Source organism: Paraburkholderia lacunae (genome assembly GCF_003353175.1).
In the GTDB taxonomy this organism is placed as follows: Bacteria; Pseudomonadota; Gammaproteobacteria; order Burkholderiales; family Burkholderiaceae; genus Paraburkholderia; species Paraburkholderia lacunae.
Genome location: NZ_QHKS01000014.1, coordinates 177,629 through 191,962, shown reverse-complemented (window position 1 = coordinate 191,962; position 14,334 = coordinate 177,629). Strand labels below are relative to the sequence as shown.

Genomic DNA, 14,334 nt, shown 5'->3' with positions numbered 1-14,334 from the left:
CGCATGCGCATTGCCTGCAAAAACCACCCGGCGAACCCGCAATTCAGCAGCAAATCGCATGCGCAGACCTCGTGAGCACTGCTTCGGTCATCGTGACGGGGCGCTTTTCAACAGCCTGCTAGGGGGATAACCGCATTCTCTACGCAGCGGATGGACATGCCGGTCCGGCAAACGCACCAGCCCGAAGAAGTACCGACATCCCATCGTCCTTTTATTGCCGCGCCCTTTGCTCGGGGGACGCGACATCGTCTCCATAGAACAGCGACAGTTCCGCTGCGAAGTCACCATCGCGAAGAAACGTTACACCGAAGCACCAGCACTATTACGCCAACCCCCAGGCGTGATCCGCTGTGAAATGAGGGCTAACGCCCATTTCACAGCCAACTGTCCTCCATAGCAGGCATGCCGCCCATTGATTTTTCGACCCCAATTCGCATGCCCAATATCGATGCAAATCGCCATACGTTTACAGCTTTCGTACGACTTATCAATTTCATGCAGCAATGTTCATACGTTACAGCTCGTTACGTCTTTTAAGCATACTAATGAGTATGGTTGCACTCGATTCTTCCCACGAAAGCTCTCTTTCATCGCGAGTCCCACGCGGTTCGATATCTGCGGGCTGACCATCACGGTGGCCCGTGATTTGTCTGCCCAAAGTTCTCCAGCGGCAAAGTTCTTCGGGACCCACTACCCGGGAAGGCGTCACATTTCGCGCAGCCGCAAGGCTGCGCACACAGGATGGCCGATGCCGGAATCCCGGTCATCGGCTCGCTTGCAACTGAACCCCATGTAGTCCGTTTCGCGGCGCGCCTCGCGCGCGGCAGACAGACCAACATCCGATAGCGAATCGCTTACAGTTTGATGAAATCGCATCTACTCCTACTCTCGACACTCTCATTAGCACTAGCAGGTTGCGGCGGTGGCGGCGGCGGCAGTGCAGCAACCCAGGCCAACAGCGCCGCAGGTGCAAACGGCAACTCGTCTTCCTCGGCCCTGTCCGCCAACCCCAACGCAACGTTCGGCTGCGCTGCGCCGGCCATTTCGGCGGGCTCCGGCAGCGCGGTCATCTCAGCCGATACGCCGAGTGCCGACGGCACGCGCATCTTTGCCTCAGGCAGCACCTTCCAGCTAGCCTTCACGACCAACGCCCCGTCCGCGGACACGTTGAACTGGTCCATCACGGACACCGTCGGCAGGGTTGCGGCGAGCGGCAGCACCGCCGTGCCGAGCGGCTCGAAGACCATTACGTTGAATTGCACTTCGACGCTCGCCGGTTATTTCGCGGCGTCGGGCACGCTCGCCCAGAACGGCGGCCAGTTGCCGCAAGCCGGCACGCGTCCGGTCGGCATCGCGACTTTCGGGGTGATGCCCAATCTCTCCGGCGTGGTTCCTGCCGTCAGCTATGCGCATCAGGAACAGCATCGCTTCGGCATGCAAGGCGCGAACGACAACGGCTCGCTGCTTGCCGCTCTCGGCATCGGCTCGACCATCGACGATCGGCAGCTCTCGACGATGGAGCCGAACGCAGCGAACACGTTCAACCCGTCGACCAGCACGCTCGATCCGTTCTACAAGTCCGGCAACGTAATGCGCTTGATCCGTCTGGACGGAATTCCCGCCTGGGCGAGCAACACCGGCGCGTTCCAGGACGACACCGGCGTGCCGAAGGACCTTTCGTACTACCAGAACTACATGAGCCGGGTGGGCACGGAATCGAATGCGATTCGCACCACTTATTTCCCGCAGCAGTCGGCCAATTATTATCAGGTGACGTGGGAGCCGAACCAGATGTGGACCGACACGGACGCCAACTTCATCGCGCTGTATCAGTCCGTCTATCAAGGCATTCATTCGACCGATCCGCACGCGGTGGTGATGGGCCCGGCCGATGCGTTCCCGAGTCTGACCACGACGCGTCTGAAGCGCCTCGCGCCGCTCGGTTTCGGCAAATACATCGACGGCGTGGCGACGCACGGTTACTACGACGCGGGCACCTCGCCTTCGCATCCGCCGGAGCGCTACGATAGCGACCCGTCCACCGCCAGCGGCTCGTTGCGCGGTCAGATGCGCAACCTGCGCGCCGAAATGGCCACCGATTACCGTTCCGGCATGAAGCTGTTCTCGACCGAGGCCGGCATCAGTTACGACCTCGGCAGCTCGTACGGTCCGAACTATCCGAGCGCGAACGTGTTGTACGCGCAAGCCGCGGTGGCGGCGCGCATGCACATCATCACGCTCGGCGAAGGTGCCGATCAGACCTATGTGTTCTATGGCGCGGACTATCCGAACGAAGTCGGCTACGGCACGTTCTTCGATCTGAACGATGCGCAAGGCGCATTCGGCGCGACCAACATTAGTCCGAAGCCGGTTGCGATGGCGATCGGCGCGATGACGCGCGCGCTCGACGGCACCAACACGCTGGGGCCGGTGAACGGCACGCCGACCGGGGTCTACGCCTACGCATTCCAGCAGGTGGGCAACGGCGCGGTGATCACCGCGTTGTGGGCGCATAGCAACAACGTGTGGAACGCGAGCGCCGGGTTCAGTTCGACCTATAGCGTGCCGTACAGCCTCACGGTCGATGCGCCCGGCACGAGCGGCACAGTGCAGGTGATCGACATGATGGGCAATGCGTCGAGCGCGAATTACAGCAACGGTACGCTGACGCTCACGCTGACGGAAGCGCCGCTGTACGTGGTGTCGAACAACGCGTCGGTCGCCAAGGCCAACGCGACCGTTCCGGCGGGTTATGCCGGCAGCTAAATACTGAGGCTGAATTAAGGAAGGCGAAATAAAACGTCAGCCGGCCCGATGGCCGGCTGATGTCATTGTCAATACATGCAGGGTTCGAGCAGGCGGAAGCGGGCTCGAGCAGGCGCAAGCAGGTTCAACCTTCCCCCAGCCGCCCCTCCATCCCGCTCAATTCGCGTTCGCGCTCCTTCGACAGCCCGCCGATCGGCGGCCCCGCAAAGCTCTTGCGCACGCCCGCGCCATACCAGATCGCCAGCAACACCACGAGCAAACCGGCGAGCACGTAGACCACTTTCTCGTTCGGCGGCTGCATGCCGACATACGCCAGCACCAGCGCACCGATCACCGCCGCCACCGCGAACGGCTTCGACAGCATGCCCAGCTGGAATGGGCCCTTCTCGTTCCACGTGCGGCCTTCCGCGAAAACTCCCGCGGCGATCGGCATCGCATAGGAGATGAAGAGGAACACCGCACTACCCGCGCTCAGCACTGTAAAGGCATCGCCGTACAGCGTCACCACGATCGCCAGCACCGCCGAGGTCCAGATCGCCACGCCCGGCGTACGATGTGCCGCGTTCACCTTGCGCAGCCACTTCGAAGCAGGCAGGCCGCCGTCGCGAGCAAACGCGAACATCATTCGCGAGGTCGAGGTCACCGCTGCAAGACCGCACACGTAGTTGATGAAGAACATCAGCAATTCGATCACGATGCGCAGCGGTCCCGGAATCGGCGCAAGAATCGCTTCGAAGAAGCCCGTGCCCTGCTTCACTGCGGCGCCGATGTCCGGCATCACCAGCACGAACGCGCACACCATCACGTAGCCGAAAATGGTCGACCAGAACACCGAACCGACGATGCCGCGCGGCACGTTGCGCGCCGCCTCATGCGTCTCCTCGGACGTATGCGCGGACGCATCGAAGCCGGTGATCGTATAGGCGGTCAGCAGCAGGCCGGAGAGAAACGCCATGGCGATGGTCTGCTTCGGCCACGCGCCGCCGTCGACGCCCGTGAAATTGGTGAACGTATAAAGCCGCGACAGATCGATCTTGACCGGCGAATACGCGAACAGCGCCACCACCAGCATGACCGTCACCACGAAGATCAGATAGCCCGACAGGTCGGTGATCTTGCTGGTGATGCGAATGCCGCGATGATTGAGGAAGGCCTGCGAAGCGGTAATGACGGTCAGAAAGATCGTCTGATGCCACCAGCCGAGCGCCTCGGGCTTCACGCCGAACATCGGCGCGATCAAGGTGCGGAAGAACGGATCATAGGTGCCGTAATTGATCGCGGCGACCACGAATACGAGCCCGAGCAGATTCAGCCACGCGGTGAGCCAGCCCCACGTCTTGCCGCCCAGAATCGAGCTCCAGTGATAGAGACCGCCGGCAGTCGGATACGACGATGCGATCTGCGCCATTGCCGCGGCCACCACCAGCGCGAACAGCGAGCCGAGCGGCCAGCCGAGTCCGATCGACGCCCCGCCCGCCGCCGACAGCCCCATCTGGAACGACGTGATGCCGCCCGACAGAATGCAGATCAGCGAGAACGACACCGCGAAGTTCGAGAACGCCCCCATGCGTCGGGACAGTTCCTGCGCGTAGCCCATCTTGTGCAGCAGCTTGACGTCGTTGTCGGCGGACTCCGCCGACGGCACGACCGTGTTGATGTCCATAACGCGATCCTTTGAACAGGGTGATGCCGATGCGGCGAAAGAGGCGTGACCGCGCGACGGGAAACCGGCTCACGCGGCCGTGAAGCAGTTATCGACATACAGATGCGCGCCGTTGACGAAGCTGGCGTCGTCGCTGGCGAGAAAGAGCGCGGCGCGCGCGACCTCTTCCGGCGCGCACAGGCGACCCTGCTGCACCGACAAGGCAGCCTCGCTCGCATCGAAACCGTATTTCGCCAGTGCGCTGATTTCGCGGCGGCCGTGCGGCGTATCGATAAAACCGGGGCATACCGCGTTGCAGCGGATTCCGCGATCGCGATACTCGACGGCGATCGCGCGCGCGAACATCGCGCATGCGCCTTTGGTTGTGCAGTACAGCACTTCGAGCGGCGTCGCCGCGACCGACGAGATCGACGCCGTGCAGACAATCGAACCGCGGCCCGCGGCCAGCATGTGCGGCAGCACGGCGCGCGTCATCATGAACATGCTCTTCACGTTGACGTTCATCAGCCAGTCGTAGTCTTCGTCGGTGGTATCGACGAACGGCTTCACGACGATGCTGCCGGCGTGATTGAACAGCACATCGACGCGCCCGAAACGCGCGACGATGTGCTCCACCGCCGCATCCACGGCGGCGCGCTTCGACACGTCGGCGGCGAACAGTTCGGCCGTGCCGCCTGCGGCGCGAATCCGCGTCACCACTTCCTCGCCCGCATCGGTATTGATATCGACGACGGCGACCTGCGCGCCCTCCTGTGCGAACAGCAGCGACGCCGCGCCGCCTGCGCCCGTTGCGCCGCCCGAGACGATGGCGATCTTGCCCTCCAGCCTGCCTGCCGGTCTGCTCATGCGTGACTCCCATTCTGGCGCATTGCGTTGAGCACAAAGTAGGAGCAGCAAAAAGCGGCGACTATCCAAAATTGGCAAAAAGTAAAAATCCCGTAAAAAGCCGCCTGGCTGACAAACACATTACGGAACCACGTGGCCACCGCGTCTGCACGCGGTCCCGGCCACGGTGAGCGCCTCTTTCACAATTCCGGCGCGGGGTTTTTTTTCGCATACACTGGGCGGCACGAGCGTTTCGGGGAGCGCCACCAGAATCGGGAGAAGCTATGCAACCGGTCTACCAGAGAGGCAGCGCCGTCGAGATTCGCCGTTGCCGGAACATCGACGAGCAGGCGATGTTGCTCGACGCATGGAACCAGAGCTATTGCCAGATTTCTCGCGGCGCCTTCGACGGCTCGGTGAGTTCTTTTCTGGCCGGCGGCGTACGCGTGCTGGTCGAGCGGCTGAACCGCACGGTGTATCAACGCGGCCAGGTGGCAGCGTCGAGGCTGGCTGTCGGCGTTCCGTTTCAACTCGAGGGACATGCGCTGCTATGCGGGCAGACCAGTCATCGCGACGGCTTGCACGTGTTTTCCGGCGAGGGTGGCTTCGAGTTTTTATCGCCCGACAAGCACGTCGTGGTGAATCTGGAGATCGAGCCCGGCGCGATCGGCGATCGGCCGGTGCGATCGCAGCTCGATGAGATTACGCCGCTGCTGGGCGCGAGGCCCGGCATGCTGAATGTCGATCCTGCGCGATTGCAGAGCCTTCGCGAGGTCTTGAAGCTATTGCTCGACGCGGTAGCCGCCACGCCCACTTTGCTCGATGACGCGGGCGTGGCCGCGGCGTTTGAGAAATCGGTGATATTCGGCCTGGCCGACGCGTTGCAGGGGATACAGAGTGCCGATCCTCATGGACATATCGAGGCGCGTACCGCGAGGAACTGGCAGCTCGTGCGAAGTGTTCGCGAACTGGTCGAGGGGTCGCCTGATTGCCCGCTGTCCGTGGCGGAGCTCTGTGCGCGGTTTCGCGCGAGCCGGCGCACCTTGCAATATGCTTTTGAGGACACCCTTGGGGTGAATCCTTCTGCCTATATACGAGCCGTTCGGCTCGACCATGTGAGACGTGAATTGCGGGGGTCCGCTTCAGTGACCGAAGTCGCTACGCGGTGGGGGTTCTGGCATTTCGGGAATTTTTCCAGCGAGTACAGGGGGCAGTTTGCGGAGCTGCCCAGCGAGACCTGGCGGCGTAGCCACGCGCAAAAAACTCAACCACTAAAAACAAAAGCAGCGCACACTACTGTCAGCTCCCTCGCGGAGCCACAAAGCCAATTGGGAGTCCATCATGGCAAAAGGTCAACTCCGCAGTAACCGCGAAGCGAAAAAACCCAAACAGGAAAAGAAACCCAAACCAGCCACTTCGCCCTCCGGCGCACCGCCGATCCGCGTCATGCCGAGCACGTCCGCAACGACCCAAAAGAAGCATTAGAACGGCAAGCCCGCCCTGAACAATTCTCGCAGCGGATGCCGGAAGCAATCTTGTTCCGGCACAGGCGTCTTCGGACTCATCTGCACCTCGTCGAAAAATGCAGGATTCTCGCGCTAACGTGCGAGGTTCCTGCAAATCTCACAACACCATTTCCGCTTCGAGGCTCCGTCGCACGAGGCCGTCCGGGCTATTCAGGGACTGCGCTACGTGCTCGCACGCATCGCCGACCATGCGATCAACCGCATCGACGAACTCGCACCGTGGGTCGTTGCCGATCAACTCCGCACCGCAGTCTGAAGATCACAATCTCCAGTCAAGACGTTGCTGGTGCCACGCTTATCTAACAATTAGCTCAAGACGGCCTTCAACGGTAAGCGCTGCTGGGTGAAGGCGACAAATAGATTACGGAAACGGCTCGGGAACGCGCCTGCGAAATCATTTCGTCGAAGGTGCCCGCGTACGGAAACGGGCTAAATCCTCATCGACCCGGTCTGGCCGGTTGTCACATGTTTTGGGCCGGTTTCTTCACGCACGCTCCATGGACAAACTTCGACTATGAGCACCCCTCAGGAAGACTTCCAGCATGATCCGTACGATTTTCTTTCGAATAACGTGGTTTATCCAAACATAAGCGTGCTTCGCCAAGAATATCTGCTTCCAAATGTCGGCGGCGAAGCTTTCGTTATCAGGCCAGCGCCTGTCATTCCTGTCACCGTGAAAAAAGTTCCCAACGCGAGTTCAACGACAGGCGGCGTCTTCGCGCTAGTCAGAGCTGGTGACAAAGACCACTTCCCCCTGCGCGCGTACTACTTGCCCTATATGCAAAACAAAACGTGCGGCGGCGTTCTGCACAAGAGCGCCGAGTGGATGTTTACCGCCGCAATGGACGGGTGCACGTTCGGCGCTGGCTCCGTCACTGCTGACGGTGTGTGCCTGGCCGTGCATGCCAATGCGGCAAGCGCCGGCCAAGGCGGTCGCGACGAACAGCGCAGGCAGCAAGACGAACAGATCGCGACCACTTTCTCCACACTTGGCAGTTCGAAAACGATGAGCATCGCACCTTCGAACTACATGTCTGACGGTGGTGGAGGCTCGGCTCCTGCCAAGATATCCGCGACCACGTTCGGCAAACGTTCCGGCGACAAGTGGGAGTTTTTCGTGTTGAGATTTACCAGTAAAAAAGCCGGCGATGATCAATTCATGCGGGAATACCTGCATAAAGGCATAATCGGCGCGACCAGCTGAACGGGAAATATCGATCTGTCACCCTCGGCGGATGCGCCGGGGGCACCCGGTCGCAGCCTGTTGATCATGGAGAGTTTGCGGCTTGTAATCAGGTCGGGAAGTCCCACCCTTTCCGGTACAGCAAGCCGGATTCGGTGTTGTCCTTGAAGTACTTTGCATCCGTGCCGGGCGTCCAAACGTACCCGGTCCTGGTGCTATTTGGAACACCAATCCGTTTGCCACGGTCGGTCCACTTTTTCATCTTGTCGCCAAAGGCGGTAAAGAATTCAGCCGGCTTGCAGACGATGTTTGCCCACGGATCGATGATCCACTGGTCGTCACCCGAGTAGTCCATTGTCTTGATCGAACCGAAGCCAGGTTTGTTCTTCATCAGGATGCAGAACTGGTGGTCTCCAGGATCATCGATGATGGCAATCCATATGTTTAAGCTCCTGCTTTTAAAGGCGAAACAGAGAAGCCATGTCATTTCGGCGCAATTGCCGCCTCGGAGCTGGTGCTTCTTAATCATCGCACCCATCTCAGCCGGAGTGGGCGCTTTCCCTGTGAGCTCCACTATGGCCTGCTTCTTGCCATGAATCGTCTGGCGTATCGTGGCGGCAAGCGGTTGATTGGTATTCCTCCTCTCCGCCTGCCCTTCCTTCAACGTAACGCCCTCGACCGGGGGCGCGTCGTATCGCTTGTTATCCGACTTCATGCCCGAATGCTCAGGGCCGTCGAAAAAATCCCGAACCCAATTTTTCATGATGTTGGCGTTGGCCTTGGTGTACATGAAACCTCCCGTTTGCCACTCGTTCGCGGAGAGCCGCCGTCAGAGCCTGCTGGCGAGCCCGGCTTTGTCCTCCCGCTAGGCTACGAGGCAATCGTTTCCCAACCGTTTCCTACGGTGTGCCGTAAGCGTGACACCTGCAGCGTCTTGACGGGAGATTGTGATCTTCAGACTGCGGTGCAGAGCTGAGCGGCGACGACCCACGGTGCGAGTTCGTCGATTCGGTCGGTCGCATGGTCGGCGATGCGTGCGAGCACGAGGCGCAGATACGCCTCAGGATCGATGCCGTTGAGTGTTGCGGTGCCATCGGTCTAGACGGTGCTCAAGCAACGCTTACCCAAAATCCGCCGACGCTGAGTTTCCTGTTCATGCCTGTCCCCTGATTCGTTTTTAGTCCCGGCAGCATGCCGCAGAGGCAACCACAGTCGCCAGCACGGTGTAATTTTTTGTCAAACATCCATCCCAAAAATAGACTTCTTTTATGGATAGCGGTAAGTGTCAAGCTCCTCTTTTTTACGGGAGTTGAATAAAAAATGGCATGGGACAAAGTTGGCGCAGTACATTACCTTCAATCGCACGCGCAGCCAACGAGCATAGGCAGGTGCGCGGAATATACGCGCCGCGCCATTGAGTGGGGTGGTCTCCACCTTATGCGAACCGGGTCAGCGAGAAACGACGGTTCATCACTCATTTGCGTTGGCTTTCACGAAGTACACGGTAATCCGCAGCGCGGCGATGTGGTCGTGATCCAGCCAATTCCGGGTCACCCAGACGGACACATGACGATGTTTGATGGACAAATCTGGATATCTGATTTTAAACAGATGCATGGCTTTTACCCCGGACCGGCATATAGAAGCGCCCAGCCGCCTTACAAAATTTATCGGCATGACTGATGAAAAAATACCTTCTACTGATATACGTCGCGTTGGCTCTCGCTTCAGGCGTGATGCAGCCTGCAACAGCAGCAAGGTCAGGCACTCCCGAGGCCACCGTCAGGGCGTTTTACACATGGTATCTTGAAAGGGAGGGCGGGCCTTACCAGTTGACGGATAACGCCATCTATCGCTACGTCGCAAAGCCGACGGTAGATAATTTGCGGGACGACTACAAACATAACCGGTTACCGGGGGAAGCGACTATTTCACGAGGGTCCAGGACCTTGATGAAAAGGACTGGCTTAACCACATGACCTTGCACCCTACCGTCATGCTTGACGGGGTGGCGTTTATAGCAGTGACGTTTGGCACAAAGGAAAAAAAGAATCTCGTTGTGTTCGTGCGGCAGGAACAGCAGGGACTTTGGAAAATCATCAAGGTTGAGGATACAAACAACTATCTGGGCTATCACCAGTACGACCCGACAGACTAGAACACGCTGACTCCAACCGCACTGAATGCCCCCCCTCTGACCGAGGGGCTTTTTTATAATGTTTCCAGGTTGTAACGACTGTGGACCATCGAAAGAGGCAAAAATAACTTTTGAGAAATGCCAGAGGTATATCGTAGCTAGTCCGTCCTTATATGGGCATCAGCAAAAGCTATCTGGAAATATCCTCCAGCGCGACATCGCGGGTCTTCGGCCCAAGCGTAGCGATAGCCAGCATCACGATCACCATCGCCCCCGAAATAAACACGAACACCCCGTTCACCCCGAAGCGGCCCAAACACGCCGCGATCACGAACGCGGAAAACATCGCCGAGAGCCGGCTCCACGAATAGACAAAACCCACCGCCCGCGCCCGGATGCTGGTTGGAAACAGCTCCGCCTGATAGGCGTGATAGCTGTACGAAATGATGTTGCCCGCCAGCACAAGACAAACACCCAAACTCACCAGCAACACCGTCTCGCGCGCCTGGCTGAACAGCAGGCCGCACACCACGTTGACCGCCGCCATGCAAATGATCACCGTCTTGCGCTCGAACCGGTCGGCAATCAGCAACCCGAGCAACGGCCCCAGCGGCGCGGCAATCGCGATGACGCTCGCGTACATCAAGCTCGTCGTGACGGTAATGCCCTGCTTGATCAACAGCGTCGGAATCCAGTTCGCAAAGCCGTAATAACCCATCGTCTGAAACACGTGAAAGATGATCAGCATCAGCGTGCGCTTGCGGTACGGCGGCACCAGCAGATCGCGGAACGTGGCACGCGCACGCACCGATTCGGGCAACGCCGGCTCCGGCAACGGCCTGCCATATTCGCGTTCGACGCGCGCTTCAAGACGCGTCATCACCGCGTCCGCTTCATCGATACGCCCTTTCTGCGCGAGCCAGCGCGGACTTTCCGGCAACCCCAGGCGAATCCACCACACCACCACGGCGCCGACCACGCCGGTCAGCACCACCAGACGCCAGCCGTCGAGTCCGAAGTAGCGATGCGGCACCAGCAGGTAGGACAGGAACGCGACGATCGGCACGGCGCAAAAACCGACCGCCTGCGAACATGCCGACGCGCGGCCACGCACATGCTTCGGCACGAGTTCGGAGATGTACGTGCCGATCGTGACGATCTCCACACCGATGCCGATCCCCGCGATGAAACGCCAGAGATTCAGCCCAAGCGCGGTGTCCTGAAACGCCATGATGATATTGGCCGCCGTGTACCACAGCAGCGACCACGTGAAGATCGCCCGCCGGCCGAAACGGTCGGCGAGAAAACCGCACGCCGCCGTACCGATGAACAGCCCCGCGAACAGCGCGGCAATAAAACTCGCCACGCCGCTGGTGCCGAACAGTCCATGCGTCGTCGCGGTCAGAATGCCACTGCGTACGAGTCCGGGCGCAATGTAGCCGGAGAACATCAGGTCATACAGTTCGAAGAACAAGCCGAGGCTCAGCAGCATCACCAGCTTCCAGATCGAACGCGTGGCGGGCAAACGGTCGAGCCGCGCGGAAATGCGCGCGCCGTTCAGCGCGATCTCGCCCGCTTGCGCACCGGGCACGGTGTCGGCATCGTTACCGGAAGGCAAACCGCCAAGCGTACCGGCATGGCCGGCCGCCGTTGCATACACCACATGATTCGACGATTTCATCGTTTGTCTCCTTTGTCGATCGGAGTTGGCGCTTCAGCGCCTACGCCGGTCCCATGCAAAGCGCTTACTCCGATCCCATGCAAAATGGTTGCTGAATTCCAGTCTGATGCCGGATGAAATTGATTGGCTATCCGCAACGCTTTAAAAACTCACACGACAATCAGGCAGCTTCGCGCGGCGTCCGAGCCAGGCCACCGCCGAGCGTCGCGATCTGCGCGTCGTCATAGCCCAGGCCGCGCAGCACTTCGGCGGTGTGCTCGCCGATCTTCGCGATCGGCCGACGCGGTTGCAGGCGTTCGCCGTCCATCGAGATCGGCAGCAGCGGCATCGCGGTTTCGCTGCCGTCGTCGAGCGTCAAGCGGGCGAGGCCGCCGCTCTCGTTCAGGTGCGGATCGTCGAATAGCTCTTCGGGCCGCGTGATCGACGCGAACGGAATGTGGTCGCGCTCGAACTGCGGCACGAGCGCAGCGCCTTCAAAACGGCTCAAGGTTTCGCCGAGCGTGCGCAGCAGCCAGTCGCGCGCCAGCACCCGATCGTTGTTGGTCGCAAGCCGCGGGTCGGCCAGCAGATCGGCGCGGCCGAGAATCGCGCACAGCGCGCGCCACTGGCCGTCGCCGGTCGCGGCGATGAACATCTGCTCGTCGTTGGCGAGCTTGAACACGTCGTAGACCGCCCATGCGCTGATGCGCTCGGGCATCGGCGCGGCGGGCACGCCGGTCGCCGCGAACTGCTGCATGTGCTGCGCGGACAACAGCACGCAGTTTTCGAACAACGCGCTCTGCACTTCCTTGCCGCGCCCGCTCGTATGCCGTTCGTGCAACGCGGCGAGCACGCCGATCGCGCCGAACATGCCGCCCATGATGTCGTTGACCGAACTGCCGGCGCGCAGCGGACGGCCCACCGGTCCCGTCATGTAGGCGAGGCCGGCCATCATCTGCACGACTTCGTCGAGCGCGAGACGATGTTCGTAGGGACCGTTGAGAAAGCCCTTGTGCGAAACGTAGATAAGCCGCGGATTGCGCGCGCGCAGCGACGCATAATCGAGACCGAGGCTCGCCATGCGGCCGGGCTTGAAGTTCTCGACGAACACGTCGGCGGTATCGACGAGCTTATGCAGCGCCTCCAGCCCCGCTTCGGTATCGAGGTCGAGCGCGATGCTCTTCTTGTTGCGATTGAAGGTGCGGAAAAAGCCCGCGCCGGTGCCGAGCAAACGGCGCGTGCCGTCGCCGCGCGGCGGCTCGACCTTGATCACCTCGGCGCCGAGGTCGCCGAGAATCATCCCGCAGGTCGGCCCCATCACCATATGCGACAGCTCGACGACGCGAATGCCCGCGAGCGGCAACGCACCCGTACCGGGTTGTGAGGAAGACGAAAGCGGATTCATTGCAGCACCTGTGATGCGGAAAGTTGAGCGGTGGCGGTGAACTGCTTCGGCAAACCGGCGCACGCCAGGTAGCCGTACAGCGGTTCGCCGGGTAAGGCGTCGGCCAGCACCGCACGCGACGCGATCAAACGGACGAGGTCGATGCCGGTGTCATAGCCCATGCTGTCGAGCATGAACACCAGGTCCTCGGTATTGACGTTGCCGGTCGCGCCGGGCGCATGCGGACAGCCGCCGAGGCCGGCCAGCGACGCGTCGAATTCGCGGATGCCGTGTTGCAGCGCGATCAGCGTGTTGGCAAGGCCGAGGCCGCGCGTGTCATGGAAATGCAGCGAGCGCAGTTTGTTGCCGGCCACGCCGCGCACCAGCTCGATGATTTCGCCGACCTGGCGCGGCGTCGCTTCGCCGGTGGTGTCGCCGAGCGCGATCACATCGGCGCCCGCATCCAATGCGGCGCGCGCAATCGCAGCGATGTCGGCGTGAGGCACCGCGCCTTGCAGCGTGCAGCCGAATACCGTCGACAAGCCCGCGATCAACGCGACACGTTGCGCGCCGGCGTTCGAAGCCGTGTCGATCAACTCGCGCATCGCCGCGAACGCGTCGATCATCTCCGCGGGCGTCTTGCGCACATTGGCGAGGCTATGCGCGGTGCTCACCGAAATCGGCGCGACGATCCGATGCACGCCGGATTCGAGCGCGCGTTGCGCGCCCTTCAGATTCGGCACCAACGCGGTCACGATCAGGTCATCGTAAGTGAGCGCGTGGGCGATCACTTCGCCGGCGTCGGCCATTTGCGGCAACAGCTTCGGCGGCACGAACGACGCGACTTCCATATGCCGCACGCCCGCCGCATAGGCGGCGTCGATCCAGCGCCGTTTGAACTCGGTGGGCATCGTGCGGGCGATGCTTTGCAAGCCGTCGCGCATGCCGACTTCGGTCACGACGACGCGCTCCTGGTTGTCACTCATGGTCTTGAATCCTGCGGAGAATGCGGGAAATGGTGAAACTGGATGACAGCGTGCCCGCGCGAGGCCGCACGGCAAAGTCTGCGTTGACGACGCACTCCATCGCCGCTCGCGATGGCGCGTGAGGCAAGCGGGACGGGCGTGCGCCGTCGTCGAGGGAAAACCCTTAAGGGCTTTTCAGAGGGGATTCGGCAGGACGATCACGGC

Annotated in this window: 12 protein-coding genes and 1 pseudogene; 4 read left to right on the top strand and 9 right to left on the bottom strand. The window is 60.9% G+C overall.

From position 1 onward, the window contains the following. Positions 1 to 854 precede the first annotated feature (854 nt). Positions 855 to 1,262, bottom strand: coding sequence for a hypothetical protein (locus tag DLM46_RS40445; RefSeq protein ID WP_244306328.1), 408 nt, complete (start codon positions 1,260 to 1,262; stop codon positions 855 to 857). Here DLM46_RS40445 and DLM46_RS22410 point away from each other — a divergent pair. Continuing rightward, a complete protein-coding gene (locus tag DLM46_RS22410; RefSeq protein ID WP_244306327.1) occupies positions 1,252 to 2,766 on the top strand; it encodes a hypothetical protein in 1,515 nt (504 codons plus the stop codon). The genes DLM46_RS40445 and DLM46_RS22410 overlap by 11 nt on opposite strands. Positions 2,767 to 2,890: 124 nt before the next feature. Here DLM46_RS22410 and DLM46_RS22405 read toward each other — a convergent pair whose 3' ends face one another. Both DLM46_RS22405 and DLM46_RS22400 read right to left on the bottom strand, forming a co-directional pair. Further along, the gene (locus DLM46_RS22405) at positions 2,891 to 4,429 is read right to left on the bottom strand and encodes an amino acid permease (protein WP_115103925.1); all 1,539 of its coding nucleotides are present in this window, start codon (positions 4,427 to 4,429) and stop codon (positions 2,891 to 2,893) included. 69 nt (positions 4,430 to 4,498) lie between these two features. Then, on the bottom strand, positions 4,499 to 5,275 hold the full coding sequence (locus DLM46_RS22400; RefSeq protein ID WP_115103922.1) for an SDR family NAD(P)-dependent oxidoreductase: 777 nt from the start codon (positions 5,273 to 5,275) through the stop codon (positions 4,499 to 4,501). 263 nt (positions 5,276 to 5,538) lie between these two features. On the opposite strand from DLM46_RS22400, the gene DLM46_RS22395 reads away from it, so the two are divergent. Both DLM46_RS22395 and DLM46_RS39115 read left to right on the top strand, forming a co-directional pair. Continuing rightward, a complete protein-coding gene (locus tag DLM46_RS22395; protein ID WP_115103920.1) occupies positions 5,539 to 6,621 on the top strand; it encodes a helix-turn-helix domain-containing protein in 1,083 nt (360 codons plus the stop codon). A gap of 673 nt (positions 6,622 to 7,294) precedes the next feature. Further along, positions 7,295 to 7,984 carry a hypothetical protein gene (locus DLM46_RS39115; protein WP_133300366.1) on the top strand — a complete coding sequence of 230 codons (690 nt, stop codon included), beginning with the start codon at positions 7,295 to 7,297 and terminating at the stop codon, positions 7,982 to 7,984. An 88-nt stretch (positions 7,985 to 8,072) separates the two neighbouring features. On the opposite strand, the gene DLM46_RS22385 is transcribed toward DLM46_RS39115, so the two are convergent. The 3 genes and pseudogenes from DLM46_RS22385 to DLM46_RS39575 all read right to left on the bottom strand — a co-directional run bounded on the left by DLM46_RS22385 (position 8,073) and on the right by DLM46_RS39575 (position 9,721). Further along, positions 8,073 to 8,753 carry a hypothetical protein gene (locus DLM46_RS22385; protein WP_115103915.1) on the bottom strand — a complete coding sequence of 227 codons (681 nt, stop codon included), beginning with the start codon at positions 8,751 to 8,753 and terminating at the stop codon, positions 8,073 to 8,075. 164 nt (positions 8,754 to 8,917) lie between these two features. Further along, positions 8,918 to 9,055: pseudogene (locus DLM46_RS22380) on the bottom strand (transposase domain-containing protein); the annotation flags it as partial. A gap of 378 nt (positions 9,056 to 9,433) precedes the next feature. Further along, entirely contained in the window at positions 9,434 to 9,721 is a 288-nt protein-coding gene (locus DLM46_RS39575; RefSeq protein ID WP_165848035.1) for a hypothetical protein, read from the bottom strand. A gap of 217 nt (positions 9,722 to 9,938) precedes the next feature. Here DLM46_RS39575 and DLM46_RS40440 point away from each other — a divergent pair, with 217 nt between their 5' ends. Continuing rightward, positions 9,939 to 10,121: a hypothetical protein gene (locus DLM46_RS40440; RefSeq protein ID WP_244306326.1), complete on the top strand. Its 183-nt coding sequence runs from the start codon at positions 9,939 to 9,941 to the stop codon at positions 10,119 to 10,121. A gap of 169 nt (positions 10,122 to 10,290) precedes the next feature. Here the strand turns inward: DLM46_RS40440 and DLM46_RS22365 are convergent, their stop codons facing one another. The 3 genes from DLM46_RS22365 to DLM46_RS22355 all read right to left on the bottom strand — a co-directional run bounded on the left by DLM46_RS22365 (position 10,291) and on the right by DLM46_RS22355 (position 14,130). Then, on the bottom strand, positions 10,291 to 11,781 hold the full coding sequence (locus DLM46_RS22365; protein ID WP_115103910.1) for an MFS transporter: 1,491 nt from the start codon (positions 11,779 to 11,781) through the stop codon (positions 10,291 to 10,293). A gap of 160 nt (positions 11,782 to 11,941) precedes the next feature. Continuing rightward, positions 11,942 to 13,165 (bottom strand): CaiB/BaiF CoA transferase family protein, encoded by a 1,224-nt coding sequence (locus DLM46_RS22360; RefSeq protein ID WP_115103908.1) that lies wholly within the window; start codon positions 13,163 to 13,165, stop codon positions 11,942 to 11,944. After that, positions 13,162 to 14,130, bottom strand: coding sequence for a hydroxymethylglutaryl-CoA lyase (locus DLM46_RS22355; protein ID WP_115103906.1), 969 nt, complete (start codon positions 14,128 to 14,130; stop codon positions 13,162 to 13,164). The genes DLM46_RS22360 and DLM46_RS22355 overlap by 4 nt, the downstream gene beginning before the upstream one ends. Positions 14,131 to 14,334 lie beyond the last annotated feature (204 nt).

Coding starts and splice junctions, on each gene's coding strand:
- DLM46_RS22385 (WP_115103915.1), bottom strand. CDS start 8,753: ATGTACACCAAGGCCAACGCCAACATCATGAAAAATTGGGTTCGGGAT.
- DLM46_RS22395 (WP_115103920.1), top strand. CDS start 5,539: ATGCAACCGGTCTACCAGAGAGGCAGCGCCGTCGAGATTCGCCGTTGC.
- DLM46_RS40440 (WP_244306326.1), top strand. CDS start 9,939: ATGACCTTGCACCCTACCGTCATGCTTGACGGGGTGGCGTTTATAGCA.
- DLM46_RS22405 (WP_115103925.1), bottom strand. CDS start 4,429: ATGGACATCAACACGGTCGTGCCGTCGGCGGAGTCCGCCGACAACGAC.
- DLM46_RS22365 (WP_115103910.1), bottom strand. CDS start 11,781: ATGAAATCGTCGAATCATGTGGTGTATGCAACGGCGGCCGGCCATGCC.
- DLM46_RS39115 (WP_133300366.1), top strand. CDS start 7,295: ATGAGCACCCCTCAGGAAGACTTCCAGCATGATCCGTACGATTTTCTT.
- DLM46_RS22355 (WP_115103906.1), bottom strand. CDS start 14,130: ATGAGTGACAACCAGGAGCGCGTCGTCGTGACCGAAGTCGGCATGCGC.
- DLM46_RS22400 (WP_115103922.1), bottom strand. CDS start 5,275: ATGAGCAGACCGGCAGGCAGGCTGGAGGGCAAGATCGCCATCGTCTCG.
- DLM46_RS22360 (WP_115103908.1), bottom strand. CDS start 13,165: ATGAATCCGCTTTCGTCTTCCTCACAACCCGGTACGGGTGCGTTGCCG.